General features: G+C 38.2%; 18 protein-coding genes and 1 pseudogene. 2 read left to right on the top strand and 17 right to left on the bottom strand.

Going from position 1 to position 16,329, the window contains the following annotated elements; all coding sequences use genetic code 11:
- Positions 1–550: 550 nt before the first annotated feature.
- The 13 genes and pseudogenes from AC1XUO_RS26050 to AC1XUO_RS25990 form a co-directional block, all read right to left on the bottom strand.
- Positions 551–931 carry a hypothetical protein gene (locus tag AC1XUO_RS26050; protein WP_483332771.1) on the bottom strand — a complete coding sequence of 127 codons (381 nt, stop codon included), beginning with the start codon at positions 929–931 and terminating at the stop codon, positions 551–553.
- Positions 932–1,093: 162 nt separating this feature from the next.
- The gene (locus AC1XUO_RS26045) at positions 1,094–1,531 is read right to left on the bottom strand and encodes a DUF5958 family protein (protein ID WP_483332770.1); all 438 of its coding nucleotides are present in this window, start codon (positions 1,529–1,531) and stop codon (positions 1,094–1,096) included.
- A 46-nt stretch (positions 1,532–1,577) separates the two neighbouring features.
- Positions 1,578–1,859, bottom strand: a complete 282-nt coding sequence (locus tag AC1XUO_RS26040; protein ID WP_483332769.1) for a Txe/YoeB family addiction module toxin — start codon at positions 1,857–1,859, stop codon at positions 1,578–1,580.
- A complete protein-coding gene (locus AC1XUO_RS26035; protein WP_483332768.1) occupies positions 1,844–2,053 on the bottom strand; it encodes a DUF2683 family protein in 210 nt (69 codons plus the stop codon). Before AC1XUO_RS26035 ends, AC1XUO_RS26040 begins: the two co-directional genes overlap by 16 nt.
- A gap of 63 nt (positions 2,054–2,116) precedes the next feature.
- Positions 2,117–2,293 (bottom strand): hypothetical protein, encoded by a 177-nt coding sequence (locus AC1XUO_RS26030; protein WP_483332767.1) that lies wholly within the window; start codon positions 2,291–2,293, stop codon positions 2,117–2,119.
- A 68-nt stretch (positions 2,294–2,361) separates the two neighbouring features.
- A complete protein-coding gene (locus tag AC1XUO_RS26025) occupies positions 2,362–2,553 on the bottom strand; it encodes a hypothetical protein (RefSeq protein ID WP_483332766.1) in 192 nt (63 codons plus the stop codon).
- A gap of 8 nt (positions 2,554–2,561) precedes the next feature.
- Complete coding sequence (locus AC1XUO_RS26020; protein WP_483332765.1) at positions 2,562–3,122, bottom strand: recombinase family protein; 561 nt, start codon at positions 3,120–3,122, stop codon at positions 2,562–2,564.
- Between the two features lie 287 nt (positions 3,123–3,409).
- The gene (locus AC1XUO_RS26015) at positions 3,410–3,475 is read right to left on the bottom strand and encodes a hypothetical protein (protein ID WP_483332891.1); all 66 of its coding nucleotides are present in this window, start codon (positions 3,473–3,475) and stop codon (positions 3,410–3,412) included.
- A 628-nt stretch (positions 3,476–4,103) separates the two neighbouring features.
- Positions 4,104–5,255, bottom strand: a complete 1,152-nt coding sequence (locus AC1XUO_RS26010; protein WP_483332764.1) for a hypothetical protein — start codon at positions 5,253–5,255, stop codon at positions 4,104–4,106.
- Positions 5,256–5,608: 353 nt separating this feature from the next.
- Positions 5,609–6,845: pseudogene (locus tag AC1XUO_RS26005) on the bottom strand (IS256 family transposase).
- An 817-nt stretch (positions 6,846–7,662) separates the two neighbouring features.
- Complete coding sequence (locus tag AC1XUO_RS26000) at positions 7,663–8,307, bottom strand: thioredoxin family protein (RefSeq protein ID WP_483332763.1); 645 nt, start codon at positions 8,305–8,307, stop codon at positions 7,663–7,665.
- A gap of 506 nt (positions 8,308–8,813) precedes the next feature.
- A complete protein-coding gene (locus tag AC1XUO_RS25995; RefSeq protein WP_483332762.1) occupies positions 8,814–9,122 on the bottom strand; it encodes a hypothetical protein in 309 nt (102 codons plus the stop codon).
- Entirely contained in the window at positions 9,104–9,796 is a 693-nt protein-coding gene (locus AC1XUO_RS25990) for a phosphotransferase enzyme family protein (RefSeq protein WP_483332890.1), read from the bottom strand. The genes AC1XUO_RS25995 and AC1XUO_RS25990 overlap by 19 nt, the downstream gene beginning before the upstream one ends.
- 388 nt (positions 9,797–10,184) lie before the next feature.
- Between AC1XUO_RS25990 and AC1XUO_RS25985 the strand changes: the two genes are divergently transcribed.
- Positions 10,185–10,334: a hypothetical protein gene (locus tag AC1XUO_RS25985; protein WP_483332761.1), complete on the top strand. Its 150-nt coding sequence runs from the start codon at positions 10,185–10,187 to the stop codon at positions 10,332–10,334.
- A 692-nt stretch (positions 10,335–11,026) separates the two neighbouring features.
- Here the strand turns inward: AC1XUO_RS25985 and AC1XUO_RS25980 are convergent.
- The 4 genes from AC1XUO_RS25980 to AC1XUO_RS25965 form a co-directional block, all read right to left on the bottom strand.
- Positions 11,027–12,790: a serine hydrolase domain-containing protein gene (locus AC1XUO_RS25980; protein WP_483332760.1), complete on the bottom strand. Its 1,764-nt coding sequence runs from the start codon at positions 12,788–12,790 to the stop codon at positions 11,027–11,029.
- Positions 12,791–12,803: 13 nt separating this feature from the next.
- Positions 12,804–13,073 (bottom strand): hypothetical protein, encoded by a 270-nt coding sequence (locus tag AC1XUO_RS25975; RefSeq protein WP_483332759.1) that lies wholly within the window; start codon positions 13,071–13,073, stop codon positions 12,804–12,806.
- A gap of 95 nt (positions 13,074–13,168) precedes the next feature.
- Positions 13,169–13,831, bottom strand: coding sequence for a YceI family protein (locus AC1XUO_RS25970; protein WP_483332758.1), 663 nt, complete (start codon positions 13,829–13,831; stop codon positions 13,169–13,171).
- Between the two features lie 60 nt (positions 13,832–13,891).
- Positions 13,892–14,974 (bottom strand): ligand-binding sensor domain-containing protein, encoded by a 1,083-nt coding sequence (locus AC1XUO_RS25965; protein WP_483332757.1) that lies wholly within the window; start codon positions 14,972–14,974, stop codon positions 13,892–13,894.
- Between the two features lie 132 nt (positions 14,975–15,106).
- Here AC1XUO_RS25965 and AC1XUO_RS25960 point away from each other — a divergent pair, with 132 nt between their 5' ends.
- Positions 15,107–15,997 (top strand): winged helix-turn-helix domain-containing protein, encoded by an 891-nt coding sequence (locus tag AC1XUO_RS25960; protein ID WP_483332756.1) that lies wholly within the window; start codon positions 15,107–15,109, stop codon positions 15,995–15,997.
- The last annotated feature ends 332 nt before the right edge of the window (positions 15,998–16,329 follow it).

Genomic DNA, 16,329 nt, shown 5'->3' with positions numbered 1-16,329 from the left:
AGTTGACAATGGCATAATAGGCATTGAGGTAGAGCCATTCGTTTTTTGAGACTTTGACCTGAAATGTATTATTTCCGACAACCGAATTGAGTTCGTTTTTTGAGACTGATTTTGATATTGCAGCTATTGTCGTATATACCAATACCTAAAATAAGGTAATCGTTTGTTAAGACAATTTTGCAAAGATTCCTACATATTCAAACGAGGTTAACTCCCTGATCTGTTTCTAACAAAAATGTGCACTCCTACTAAAATTAGCTCAATTAAAGTAAAGAAATATAATATAAAATATTGCTTTTCAGATAAACAAGGTGGACAGTCCTTTGTAGACAAACATGGTTCACACTCAGGTTGATAATGACGGAAAAGTACAATAGCTAAAACCATTACGGAAACTAGGCCAATCCAGAATCCACTTCTACTCTTAATCAGGCTTAACATTTGTTAGATCGTTTTTTGAAAAAAGTTTATCTATTGAATCGTCAGCTTGCCAACAGGGTACTCATCAATAGATGTTATTTTAACAATGCAGCATAATTAGGAAATTTTTCTATTTTGAAAACAATCCATAAAAAAAAGATGCGATTCCAATCACACCAATTAAAATACTGGAAATCATTTGGAAATAAACGGATTCATCAGGAAAGAGCACAGTATTATAGCCTTCTAAGTAACATAAATCAACAATGTCGTTTACTGAATGTGATTCACAATAATTTCCTCCTATTTGCTTGAGATACGTTTTTCCTAGATACTCTAATTTCATAAAATACTTTGCCTTAGTGCCGATACAAGAGCCAGGCTTTTCTATGTTTCTCATAGGTACTATTATGCCGTATTTTTGAATTATAAATTCTTTTTTACTTTGAAACACAAAACTAATTGAAGCAATGAGAAATAATATTCCTGTTATAATATAAAAAGGCTTCATTTCTTGATTTTTAATCTGATGGTACTATACGAGCTATTTTGCGATGCCATCATTCGTTTTTTGAGATTACCGGCAGAATATCATTATTAATCAGAAAAAAATATTTAAGACAAATTAATTTCAATGTCATTACCTCTAAACACAAATAAGCGTAATCTACTGCTACGCGCCTTGATATAATTTTTCTATTTCATTAACGTTTTTTTCATCTGATAAATCCGAATACCACCATTTTCCACCAAAATTTTTCTCTTCGTTAAATCTTCTTTGATAAGCTATTTTATACAAACTTATAAGCAAAACTACCGCCTTTTCAAGTTCACATTCCGGTAAAATAATGATATTTCTTAGCTTGTAAGGAGCAACCCCTTTTTTTAGTAGGACACAAGGCGTATAAGTCGATTTTAATTTACTTTGTTGGATAGCAGGCTCCACATCCTCATCATTTGGTTTTGACTGTTGAATAAGCCACAACAATTCATCCAAATAACTTCGCTTCTCATTCAGGTCAAAATGTTTAAATGAATCTAAAATGGAATTTATGTCGGTAAGGTTTTGTCCATACTTATTAATTTCAAGAGCGTCTTTGATTTTTAACATATATGTGGAGATAGTTTTTCATAATATTTCTTCGTTTATTGAGACCTTATTTATCAGTGTAATGTCCAAGAGCAGATACAACAAAAACTACTACCTCAAATTCCAAAATTTCATAAATTAACCTGTCTTTCTTGTTAATCCTACGGCTCCACACCTCTCCATCGTAATGTTTCAGTCTTTCGGGCATTCCTGTTCCTGATCGAGGGTCATTTTCAAGCTCACCTAAGAAAGTACTTATTTTTTCAATATCTGATTTTCTTCCAGAGCGCTTAATTGCCTGCAAGTCGCTTTTAGCGTCCTTTGATAGTTGAATTATATACTTTCCCATAAATTCTCAGACGTTACCGTAATAACCTCACCTCTTTGCCTTTCCGCTCTGGCTTTTTTGATCTTTTTATCTAGCTCCGTCGAGAAAACATCCGAAGATGCGTCCTCCTTTTGAAATTGCATATTCAAAGCTGATAAGAATGCCTTAAGCGCCCTTAATTTTTCCCCTTGTGCCTTAATTATTAATGTTTCCATGATCTTGGTTTTGTTATAAAAAAATATAATCATTTTGATTATATTTCAAGATGTTTGATGAATTTATTTAAATATTTTTAATTTCAATTTTTTTCCCATCTGGCTCAAAATTTCCTCTATTTCAGCGACCTTTGCAAGTAGCTGCTTTTTATCCCGGCTTGACAATTCAACCCTTTTACCTGTTAGTATGGCTAATTGAAAATGTGCAATATCTTCAATTTCATTTTTAAGTTCTCCCATTTAATTACGTTTTTTAAGCAATTTCAAATTTTTCAGAAATGCAGTGAAAGTAACTATTTGAAACATTTTCATATACTTTCAAATAGTTCATCAACACTTCCTACCCTCACTCCTTTCCCACTTTTAAGCTCTTTCATCGCTTTAATAGTTTCCTTGTTTGGCACCCTGTCTTCCGAAATAATCTTACCATTTATTTTACTCAAAAACTCCTTAAAAATAGAAGTCTCTTCTTCGGGCAACTCAATGGTTAGCGTTATCATCTCACATTTTATGATTTTAAAATTTTATACAATGTACTTTTGGAACCAATATTATACGCATTCATTATCTGTTCGATAGTAGCAGTTTTAGCGTTGTATGATGTTTTAACCAGGTCTTTGATGTTTTCGTATTTTGGAACTAGGCCAGTTGGTCTTCCTCCGGTTCTTCCTCTGGCACGTGCGGCAGTCAACCCTGCTTTGGTACGTTCACGTAGAACGTTTCGCTCATGCTCGGCCAACACACAGAAAATTTGCACAATCATTGTTCCTGTGGCCGTACTTGTATCAACAGGCTCAGTCAACGACCGCAAATTTATTCCTTGCCTGCTCAACTCCTCAATAAATTGAATGAGCTGCACAGTAGTTCGACCTAACCTGTCAAGTCGCCAGACCACAATTGTATCCCCAGGTCTGGCATATTTTAACAATTCATTTAGACTCGGCTTTTCTGATTTAACACCTGACACCTTATCCGTAAAAATTTTCTTTATTCCTGCCTTGCCAAAAGCATCCAATTGCAAATCTAAATTTTGCTCCTGGGTACTCACCCTTGCATAACCAATTTCCATATGTAAAAGTACACGTTTCTTAACTTTTCTAAATATACTGTAATTTGTTTTCGTGTACAACAGGTTTGGACAGGTATACACAAAAAAATGGGAGAATTTCTCATAATCTTCTATTACCAACTAAACCTCCGTTTTTATGAACGCTGACTTCCTTTTGATATCAGGTAAAATTTGGAATTGCAACAATAAAAAGGACACAATGTTAAGCCGCAATTTCCTGTTTGTTTAAAAGCTCTTCAAATTTTTTTGGAGACACATACCCGAGGGCGGAATGCAGCCATTTTCTGTTATACCGCGGGCCGCCAGATTTCGATGTATTCAAAAATAATAATTCCCGCTTGCTGCTTATTTATAAACTTGTTTTGGTAAATGCATTCTGTTTTTTAACGTTTTGAAAAAACTTTCTGCAACCGCGTTATCCCAGCAATTTCCTTTTCTGCTCATACTTCTGGTAACAAGTGGTTTAGCCAACAGATTTTTAAATTCGTTGCATGCATATTAAATACTAGGATCAAAATGGAAAGTTAATTCTACGGTAATATGCCTGTTTTTCTGAGTCATTTTCCAGGCAGGTATTACAGTATCAATAGCTTTCATTGTTGGCTTCAGTGACCATCCAATTATTTTCCGGTCCGCTAACAGGCTCACGAAAGATACATTCAAAAGTTAAATCCACTGGGACAGGTAAGATATGCCAATTCCCCCGAGCAACTAATGAAAGAGTGCGATGATGTGGGCGATTAAGAAAAAAGAGCAGTGCAATTGTACCTCGTTCAAAATACTTTAAAATCTGTATAATTCTATGAACCCCGGATATTCGAGCACCTTAGACTTTTCACGTTCAATATTGCCGGATAAGCTCGTTTATTCTGAGGCAATTCATGTGGATTTAGAAGGCAAAAAAGTTAAAAAGGAATTTACGGCGGCTTTCAAGCGTATTTACGAGGAATATCAATGACACAGAATAACAATATGACCATACTACGTAACCGGATTGTTAACAAATGGGTTTGAGTAAACTCGGTCTTTAAGTTTGTTAATTTTGACATCAAGAAAATACTGTACTGTTGTAAAACATACAAAATAGCCCACTATCCAATATACCTTAAGGTATGGCTCAAAATCCGATGCCCATACAATGAAAAATGAGGTGATAAGGGGAAATAAAAATAGGCTAGCGTTCATAACCGATCCACTAAACTTATTGTTAAATAAGGCCAACCAAGGAAATTCTTTTGCTTCTTCGGCTTGTGAGGATAACTTAAGAATAGAGTTAATATGTATTACAAGTGTTAATAAATAGACTAGCAGACCAAGTATTATTATAGGAGCGATTATATACATGTTTTTGGCAGCAACCTTTATCCCAGAAATATCAACATCATCGGTTGGCTTTTCTTTAAATTTTAATGCTTCTTCGTAAAATAATTTTTTTACCTCACTGACAGATTTAAGTTCATTCGCTTTATATACATAGTAAAATACTGATACCTCCTCAATCAGTTTATCGAACATTAAGGTATCGCGGATTTCTTGTGAAAGACTAGAGAGTTCGACAAGTTTAACTTTTTCAGGATCGTAATCCTGAGGCGGTGGAAGATTAATTATTCGTTTATAGAAGCTTTTTTTGAAATACTTGGGATTACGATTAGTTGGGGTTTTTAAGGTTTTTAAGTATTCTCTCCTTGCCGCAGACACCAAAGAATCAAACGTCTCTGTATTTCTCCTGACGCTATCTTTCGCTATGGTATCTCTCATGGCTTCTGTATAAATTAAATTATTTCGAGCAGTCTCCAGATTTCCTTCAATCAACTTCTCATTTTCTGAGCTGATTGAAATGTTATATCTTACCGTGTTATTATTGCTCTCTACTAGGTTAATTAAGCTGTCTTCAACCTTTGACGAAATAATTGTTTGTTTCGGGTAGACTTTAAAATTCTCTCCGTATTCCAGTCTCAGTTCATTTGCCTGAACCAATTTTACAATGGTATCCTCTAATGTTAAAATGTCATTTATCGCCCATTCGTATGGATTAGGTTTCGGGATAATGGAGATGGCAAAAATTACTACTATTGTACAAATCACAATTATTATATGATGGATATTCCGGGCAGATTCGAGAGATTCTTTCATATTTCAGAGGAGAGTTTCGTCTAAATTAAGCATTTGACAAATAGAAGCAAATAGGTTACAATTATGCCATTGAAACGTCTAACCCGAAGACGCGGGAAGATTAATACTGATAATTGCCCACGGTTAACTAAGAGCATTGAATAGCAAGCGTATGATAAAAATGGAGAACCTGATAAGACAAGCGGTTTTGACCACATCAATTATGCACAGGGATGTTTTCTTGCCAACCGCTATCCTATCATCAAAAGAACAATGTCAATCAGCAGTGTTGGGAGGCAGTAACGCATAAAGTCGGTATAGAGAGCGTTAAATTAACTGTGTAAGCCCCGTGTTAAAAGAACTGTGCAAAGGGATTAAATTTTGATTTGACATCTTTCCTGCCCGAATATATTAATAAATTGCAAAAGCATAATTGGCCAGTTTCTCTGTGGCATGGTCCATTTTCTGGAAACCTGCATTAGAGCTAGGTAAACTGCCTTTTCCATTGCCGAATCGTTGGTGAAAGACGTTTTAGTCTTAGTGTATTTACGAACGATTCGGTTGATATTTTCGATTATATTCGTGGTATAAATGATTTTTCTAATTTCCATTGGGAATTCGAAAAAAGTAGTCAGATTCTCCCAATTAGCCTTCCAGGATTGCCCGACGTAGGGGTATTTTTTCGACCAAACCGTCTCAAAAGCTTCCAGTTCACGATAGGCAATCTCTGCATCTGGCGCATCGTAGACCTTTTTCAAGGCAGAAGCAACGGCTTTTTTGTCTTTCCAAACAACAAATTTCAACGAATTCCGTAATTGGTGCACAATACATATTTGGGTTTTCGTTTCAGGAAAAACTGCCTTAATTGCATCTGTAAACCCTTTTAAATTATCGGTACTGCTGATTAAAATGTCTTCAACACCTCGGCTTTTCAGGTTGGTCAACACGCTCATCCAGAAAGATGCACTTTCGTTTTGACAAGTCCACATACCCAGTACTTCTTTTCTGCCTTGGTTATTAAGACCAACGGCGATTTGAACCGCTTTGTTTATGACTTTACCCTCCTGACGGACCTTAAAAACCACCGCATCTAGCGGTCCGCCGCCGCGGCCAAACAACCATATAAACAGCTTCTAACCGCCGACTTTTCCACTGATCTATATGCTCAATGATCCGGTCGGTTATATGAGAAATGGTTGCTTCGCTCATATCAACGCCATAAAGCTCTTTGATATGATTTTCAATGTCACGGGTGCTCATGCCGTGTGAATAAAGCGAAAGAACATGATCCTCTATATCATCCATTACCCGCCTTCGCTTGGGTAGAACCTGCGGAGAAAAACTTCCGTCACGATCTCGCGGCACCTCTACTTCCGTCAGACCGTACTTACTCTTCACTTGCTTGCGTATTTTACCATTACGGCTATTTGCAAAATGACTGCTGTTGGAAGCATGTTTTTCATAGCCCAAGTGTTCGTCCATTTCTGCTTGAAGAAGCTCCTGGACGGTCTCTTTGAAGAGTTCCTGGAAAAGATTTGTCAGGTCTTTTCCTGATTTGATCGAACCCAGATTCGACCTAATCGCATGTTTGAGTTGTTCTTTGTTTTCCATACTGTATAAAGTTATAAATTAGCCGCATACCGCAGGTACCTTTACACAGTTATTTTAACACTACCTCGGTATAAGATTCCAGAGAAATCATTTTTTTTAATATGATGCTCAAAATCTTCGAGTTCGTCATTGAATTTTTTCAAATAATACTTTCCAGCAACACGCAGCCCATTCACTAACCCCGATAGATTTGTGATTGAAGAGCTAGCATCAAGGATATTATCAAGTATCATAAGATTATGCTTACATTAAAGCGACGTATAAAACCGGTATAAGGTTCCCAGAATACGAAAATCTTTTTGCGTCGTTATACCTTAACCGACTAAGGAGCTTTCATGGCCAGAAATCACGATTTTACCGTTAAGCAAGGGACAACGCGGAACCGCCTCAGACCGCTTCCGCGTACTCGAAAACGTCCGCTTTCTGCATGATGGCCAAGAACAATTGGGAAGAGACAATATTAACTTGTTAAAGTGGATCAGCTGCCACCAGGGGAAATCGGTTGACTTTCCCAAAACCTTACATGTAGTATTCCCGACAACCTAAATTGATCATCCCTAGATAGACATTCTTGTTAGAAAATTAGCGAATGTTCTTCCCATCAATGCTTTCGAATGTTAGTGATATCGCTTTTACGTGCAGTATTGAATGAACCAGCCTGTGCGAAATATTTATGTTAAAACAGTGCAAAACAATTCTAAAACTTACATCAAACAAGAGAGTTATTGCTTAAACTCAAATATTCTGTTAACCTCCGTTTTTCGGAACCAAAAAACGGAGGTTATTTGCGACAAGTCATGAGGCTTGCAATCGCTAACTATTTTATTTTATACTTATCTAAAATTCCCTTCATATCTTCTTTCCCAGGTAACCCATTTTTCATAATATCTTCAATAACGTTACCTTGAGCATCGATCACTAATAATGTTGGATACGCATATACATTATACCTTTTTGCAATTTCAATACCTTCACCTTTTTCACCATCACCCTTAAAATTAACAAAGACAGGGTTCATAAGACCCGCAATTTCCTTGTCGTTGAGTACTGTACGATTAAATATTTTACACGGCCCACACCAAGTAGTATATAAATCTAGGAACACGAGCTTATTCTCCCTCTGGGCTCTCAAAAGAACATTTTGAAAACTCGAATCCTCAAAGATAACTGCAGTATCTGTCGAAAAAAGTGCCTCACTTACGGAACGTTTGTTAAGCTCAGTAAAAGCTACTAAACTTAAAAAGACATTAAATGAGAGTAGTAAGATTGTCGTTACAATCTTACTAGCAGTAAATACCTTAGAGCTAGAGTCTATCTTAAAATTTAGAACGTAGATCAATAACAAAGAACCAATCGCAATCTTATAAGCTAGAATGGGCGGAAAGGAATAAATGAAGAACCCCATAAGAGGAACTAATATTACAAGCAATATTGAAATTATCACTCTGTATTTTTTCTGCATAAAAATCAAAAATGGTATAGTTATCACCTAATAAATACTGTTAGTAAGACAATTATATAATTTAATTAATATTCACAATGAGTAACTAAATCAATAGATGTGTCTAAGATTTAATAAGTCCGATAGAACCCACATTTACCTTCTTAAAATTTAAATACCGCAGTTCCCTTAACATCGTTTTTTAAGTACCAATGGCTTGGTCAGAGAAAGCACCGTTTCCACGTACGATGGTAAATGACAAATGGGAAAAAAAAACCGAACGGAAACTCAATACTGCCCATGCAAATTCTGAGGAGTATATACACCTCTAAAAACCAAAAGCTTTTCTGGTTTATAACGGACGGACCTAGCTTAGAGATTTTATTGCATCGATAGCTTACATGTAGTATTCCAGACAACCGAAATTGATGTCAGAGTTTGGTACGTTAATGGCCCAAACCAGAATACCAAGGCTTGTCATTATCTCAAAATGCCTTTTAGTAAATGCTGAACAAACGATGTTATTTTTAGAACCAAAATTTCGTCTCTAGATGTTTCAAAAATGCGACATAAACTTTCAATTGCGCAGGCTGTATAAAGCTGTAAAACTGATCATGGGTTGTATGAAAACCCATATAAAACAACCAAAATCCAAGCGAGAGATATGGGACTGCCGCCAGCTCTTGCTCTTTAATTGGCCGATGTGATTGGTATCCGGAAAGGAAAATAGTATAGTTGTTATCAAAAGCCTGCTGCGTCATACGGCCTGCATAAACTTCGATAGCCATGTGTTGCCAGAATGATGCGATGTCATACATCAACCAACCGCGCCCCATAAAGTCAAAATCAAAAATGTTATTGAATCTCCTACAAAGTGCATGTTTTTGGGAAGGAAGTCGAAATGACAATATCCGGTTGTCAATTTTGAGGTGTCAATGGAAGCTAAATGGCTAGCAACGCGACGCGCTGCATTTTGTAGCCAGGCGTAACTTTCTTGGTCATTCTCAAATGCTGCTTTTAGCTTGGCCAACGGATCAAAAAGCGTCGTATTGTTATCAAAAGTCCATCTGTCTCCTGTTAATGTCAGCGCTGACGAAAACTTATGGAAACGCGCCATTTGCTGACCAAAAATGTACAGCTGCCGTTCATTTAATGTTCTTTCTGCCTGACCAGGCGCGTAACTGAAAAGTACTGCACATCTTTGCCCTTCAATCGCGTTGATGGTCTGGATAGCTTCGCCATGACGGTCAATGATAGGATATGAAACGGGCACAGCTGCGTGCTTTAGAGTAAAAAGCAGCCCTACTTCCGCTTGAACATTAGAGGAACTCCGATGAGACGAACGATAAAGACGAAGGATGAAGCGCCCTTGGTGTGAATTGATTAGGTATGTATCGCCTACACCGCGGACTAAAAGCGAGCAATCAACATTGTTTAATCTATAAGACTCTGCCACAAACTCCGCTAATGCAGACGGACATAGTGTCGAATAACTGGCAGGAAAGATCATTTTCTTGAATACTTGCTGGTCTGTCCACATGTATTGTCGGCATTAGTTGCGTGATTGATTATCGATCAGACTAAATCAACTGTAAAATCATTTCAAAATTAGCTCTTTTTGAGTCTAGTCTTACATTATCTTAAATTCAGGGAAGCTAACGATTCAGCAGGGTTGCTTAAAAAACCGAGATACATCAACAAGTGAATCTACCTGATTGTTGAGCTCGCATCTGAAAATGGTATCGGACAATGCGAGTACCTGTGCCTCTTGTTCTAATTGTGCCGACGCAGCGCCGGTAACAAACAGCAGCAATGCTGCGTATATGTTTTCCCTTTTCATTTGTTAAGTTTGAAGATCGTTATAAAACATTTAAATTCCCACAGTCAAAATCAACAATATGACTATTGAATACAGCACCGTTTTTATGTACACGACAAATAACAGAATGAGAGAAAAAAGTATTACCCGTAGACCTGGGCTAGTTCCCGCCGATGCCAAATCTCAGGAAATTGGCATAGCATTCCCTACCGGCTTGAAGGATTATTAAGTTGTTGGATCCGGATCTAACAGAAAGCGACATTATTGTCCATCAAACTTTACATATAGTATTTCGGACAACCAAAATCGCTAGAACCGTATGTATACAGCACAGCTGCTGCCGGAAAATTTTAAGATTTTAGGCAATATCTCTGACCAGGTTAAAGGCTACTAATCTTTGCGACCCGGATCAATGGCAAGTCTCTAAAAAACCACCGTTTAAATAAACAAGTGTTGATTGAAAATATTTGTAACCCTTTATATTTTCCCTCACTAAAAAAAAGACATAATTTATTTTATCATGCAATGTATTGCTCATGTAAGCTTTTTCGCCCAAGATTACGACGGAGCAATAAATTTTATATAAAAAGAACTAAGGCTTCGAATTACTAGAAGACACCTAGTTAAGCGAAGAAAACAGTTAGGTAATTGTCAGGCCAATGGAAACATCCGAATTCAGTTTATTACTAGCTAAAGCAGCAAGTAGTCGACAGAATCCAGTTGTTGGAAGACAGGCAGGAGGTCGAGTATTCCTTTTCTGGTATACAAACAATTTGTGGATCGTTTATATACATCTCTGGTAGCGCCAGGGGTATCGCTTGTCAGCTGGAAGGGATTATTGCAATGCGTAGAGGGGGAAACAGCCTCTGAAAAAAATATTGCCGGCAACGAAGTACCGGCATAATTCGCTTCAAATAGCTATTAATTTTCAACGAAATCGTAATCCGTAACTAGGCCGTCTGAGGTCAGATGGAGGAGTATATAGGTATCCGGCTGATTGGAATTCAATTGGTAAGTTACTATTTCGTTTACGTCGCTTTCATGGCGTTTAATTCCCCGGCCTGCAACGTTTTCTGAATGAATAAAAGTTAGTGATTTCAAAGTTTCCGGCTCTCGCATTCCTTCTGCAAAATCGCGTTTAGCTCCCAAAGTGAGTCCTGATGCCTCTTCTAACATTTTACCACCTTTTATCATAGCCTGCAAAGCCGCCATGATTTTGGGTGTGCGTGACGGATCAGGATCGGCATTGGTTTTATGGGCATCGACAAGCGGCCCAATACGTGCAACCTTTCGCTCATGACCTTGGTCTTTGTCTTTAAGCATGAAGCCAGTCACATTTCCATCAGCGCCGGTAGTGAAGGTAACAGAAACATTGCGGTCGGTCGATGTAAACGTATTATTAGCGACTGGCACGAATTCTTCATCAGCAAAACCATCTTCCAAGGTAAAAAGTCGTTGCTTGTCAGCTTCAAAAGTGACAATTCGGTTATTAAATAATTCATATCGACCTTCGAAATGCTTCAAAGTTTTGGAATCCAAAACCACCGCGACCGGTTTAGTCTTTACAGGAAATCCATCCCAGTGGTAATAATTAGCAATAAAATCAACAATCCTGCCCATCATAAGCGAGTTATCATTCGCGTTGATCATGATCACAATGCCTTGTCGTTTGTCCACACTAGCGGTAAGTAATGCATCAAAACCCTCGTCTCGCCCATTGTGATTGAAGCGGAGCGTAGTACTGTCACCCTGCAAAAAAACACCCAGTCCATCCCTGTTCGTCTGGTTTGTCAACATTTGGCGGGTCATGGACTGTGATAATAAACCTCCCGATTTTCCTGCATAAGCATTCTGAATACTAATCGCGAATCGGGCCAGATCCAACGGCGTAGTCCACAACCCCGCTGCTGCCATCTCAGGATAAATGTGCCAGTGACCTTCCACTACACTTCGATTGTTGTAATGACCGATTGCCGTTAATTTTGCCAGTTCCGCAGGTAAAGGTTGTTGGTAGGTACTATTTTTCATACCAAGTGGCGAAAGCACATTGTTTTTCATCAATTCCGGAAAAGTGGCACCAGTCACATCCACCATCAGTTGTTGCATGACGGTATAACCACCACCTGAATACCTCCAACGGGAGCCTGGAACAAAGTCTACGCGAACCGGCAGTGTATTGGCCGGGGCTGTCCCATCCAGAATCTGAACTACTGAAGGGATCTTCGCGCCCACAGCGTATCCGGGGAATCCGTGCACTGTAAGACCAGTAGTATGACTGAGTATCCCGCGCAGTGTAACCTTTTTGTCATTTGTAAATTCATTATCAGGAACTTTCCAACTTTTAAGTTTTACGTTGACATTTTCATCCAGAGAAAGTTTATTATGTTCAACAAGATAAAGAGCGCCCATAGCTGCAACCGATTTACTAACCGAGCCTGCCTGAAACAAGGTGCTGGTCGTGACAGGCACTCTTCCGTCCTTATCAATAAATCCATATGACTGAGCCTTCAGGATTTTTCCGTCCTGAATGATTGCCAGGGATAAACCAGGAATACCCCGCTTCTTCATTTGGCTCCGAATAAAATCGTCCAAATCATCCGCGTGGACATGAGATACAAATAACAGAAAGGAAAGAATCAGAAAGAAACGTTGGTTTTTCATGGATAGTTTGGTCAGAATGGTCATTTATCTCAAATGTTCAATTGAAAATTGTTACGGCAGCGGCCGCCGCAGAAAGCACCGGCATTGGGCCGTTCGAAAGGATCTTGCGTAGTAAAATTGGAGCTGTATGTACAAACACATTTCTTTTATTTCCCTTTTTGCTTACAGGGATTTCGACCGCAGCGCTGGCCGCCACTGCTGTGGCCGTAAAGTTAAACGTTGTTATTTTGGCGTCTGTTAACGATTGGTAAAAGAAGGTTAACCAAATGTAAAAGTTGCCGCTTCGGCCGATTTTACGGATTGCCATGGATTTTAGCACCTAAGAAGTTGGATATACGACACAAAAATATTGCCTGTACAACAGTATCACAAAATAGTGTTTCAAAAGAAACGCTTAGCGCCTTAATAGTTCGTCTTATTTTTTGCTTCCATTTTGATATGGAATTCAATGGAATCCGACATAGCCTGATTAGCCAAATTATCATAAAACTTTCCTGATTTATATCGGACATCCCATAGTGTTCTATCAATGACCAGCTTGCTATCCGCTTTGACAATTCCGTCTTTTACTTCCATTTTGACTGGAAAAGTAACTGGGTGGGTGATACATTTAATGGTAAGGTTCCCTGTAACTTTTCTATTCTCACCATTTATTGACGCAACCCTGGTAATAGTAATTGTAGAAAAGGGGAATTTTTCAACCTTAAAAAAATCAGGGTCCTTTAAGTGGTTAACGAGTTTATTATCACGCCCATGGTTTTTATCTTCAATTGTATTCATGTCGACTTCAACTGTACCACCCATAAGTTCGCCGTTTTCAATCAGCAATTCTCCTTTTGATATATAGACATACCCTGTTTGACTATTTAAGCCATTTAGGTTATAACCCCTCCATGTCACAACACTTTCCTTTGCATCAATTTTAACATAGTTTTCATTCCCAACATGTAAGGATAATGAGCTTGCCGATGCATTTTCTTTTTCCTTTTTTGCAGATCCATGGCAATCAAAGAGCAAAGGAGCAATAATTAAAAATAAGTGAGTGATTGATAGCTTGTGATTCATACTTCAGAAATAATATTGATTAATAATAATTGACAATGTTCTTTAAGTCGGCAATACACATTATTTCTGACCCACTTTACTTTTAAAGTCCGTGATGTTCTTTCCATCATAACGATACACTCCGTTTATAGATCCAAACCAGATACTTCCATCACTAGCTTCCAAAATCCCACAAAGCATTTTTTCTATTGACATTATTTCGGTTACAGCGGGCTTTTTATTGTACAAAGACTTTTGATCATAACGGAAAAGTTTCCAGGACCCGACCCCATTAGGATTTACTGCACCGGTAGTCCAGATGTTTCCTTTTTTATCTGCGATTATAGCAGAAGTACCCCTCTGGTTAACTTTGGTAAAGGCACTGCCGTCATAGCGCCAAAGACCGGCTGTAACGATCAGCGTATCACCTTTTCTGTCTTCAATTATCGTTGCACCGAACCAAATATTACCCTTTATATCTTCGGTTATACCCCAAACGTTGTTGAAAGCTTTACCGTCCTTATTTCTGAAAACGGCAAATGTTTTTCCATCATAAAAACAGGCCTCCCCTGTTGTACCAATCCATAATTTCCCGGTTTTGTCTTCCAAAATAGTCGTAATACTGTTATTGGGAAGTCCGTCTTTCGTTGTAAAATTTCGAAATGATTTTGTTCGTTTGGGATCGTAACGGCTTACTCCACCTGCTGTGCCGAACCAAATAATGCCGGCTTTATCTTCATAAATAGACATTACCGCATTATTGGCAAGCCCCTCCCTGTTTGTAAAATGTTGAAAGGATTTTGCCTGATTGGGGAGTGCCCGTCTGGCGTCGTAATAATAAACACCTGAATCAGTTGTAGCGACCCAAAGGTTTCCGCTTCGATCTTCCAGAACATCCCAGAATCTACGTGAACCTAATTTAGTTGTGAGATTATTAAAATATTTTCCATTGTACCGAAATACACCAGCAAATGATGCCGCAATTAAAACGGTACCATTTCTGCCCTTTTTTACATTACGAACCATTGCATTAGGCCCATAGGCAGTGGCTAGGTCTTTGGTTTCAGACTTGGTATTTTCTTTGGTCAGATCAGTTTGGCTTTGTCCGCAGGAATTGCAAACAAAAAGCATCAGCAACAAAGCATACATGTGCGAGGATTTCATAATTTGTTTTATTTACTCTTAAAATTCACTAAAAGGCAAAAATTGATGAGCAATATTACTTTGATATCTCACAGCGAAAGGAATCTGGATTGTAAATAAAAATGTAAACTTTGTAAATAAAATTTTGACATTATGCCTGTTAGCCTAAATCTCCTTTCCGGAAAACATAAGTACCTGTGCGGCTTATTATTACTCTCTTCTATCTGCGTGATCAGCGCAGCTTTTAATATGGCGGGCAGTGATGACTTTGATGCTTCCAGAAGAGAAATTTTGCTACGCCGAATTGGACATGAGCTGCTTTTACAGTCCGGCGACAGCACATCAAGGGTGCTTCCAATAAAAAAGACCGCTGACAATGTGTACCAGATTTCGTTTGAAAATGATCTTACTTTTCAACCCGACTCTCTGATCTCTACCACTGAGCGTTTCTTGGTCAAAGATCCGCTCGCAACGGATTACATTGTTAACGTGTTGAATTGCGCCGACGCCAGTGTAGCTTTTGGTTACGCAATATCAAACGATAAAAAAGAGGATATCATAGCCTGTAAAGGCAGAAAGCAGCCCAGAGCATGTTACATGATTAACATTAAATTTAAACCACAGGGCCAAAATACAGCAAGGAGTGAATATTTCCTGGCCGGACTGTCATTTTTAGTTTTTGCTGGAATCATTTTTTTTAGATCTGTTAAACGGCATAGAGATGTTGCTGACGGTGAGCATACCGATTTGTTCACTTTAGGCGCAGTATTGTTCGATGATAAGAACCGAAAGCTTATGATCAATGACCAAACAATAGAGTTGACCGGAACCGAAAGCCGTGTACTACGCATTTTCGCATTGTCTCCAAACGAGACTATCGATCGAAGCCGGCTGCAAAAAGAGATATGGGAAGACGAAGGTGTTATAGTAGGCCGCAGTCTGGATATGTTCATTTCAAAACTTAGAAAAAAACTTGAGTTTGATCCAAACATCAAGATCGTTGTTATACGCGGCAAAGGATATAAGCTTGAAATTAACTCTTGATAATAATACCTACGCCATAATCAAATACTGAATATCTATTTGCGGACATGTGTTAATTAAAATTTTGAAACAAAGATAGCATGAGCATCGTAAGTGCGCCCGTGCATGTTAACCTAGTACAGAAATTAAAGCTACTTGTATGAGAGTTAATGCTTGCAACTTTGGAAAATGTGACAGCACATATGTCAGTTGTCAAGCCAAGTCTTATAAAAACCACCGAATAATTTAACAGGACTTTTATATAAATTTCCTCTATAATACAAATTTAGAAAAGTGTAACCATCCTGTGAGCATCGTCATTAAATTACCGCTCGATGTGAGCTGGCCACACT

Source organism: Dyadobacter sp. HNCC25DJ186 (assembly GCF_056895235.1).
This window is presented reverse-complemented; position numbering and strand designations above follow the sequence as displayed.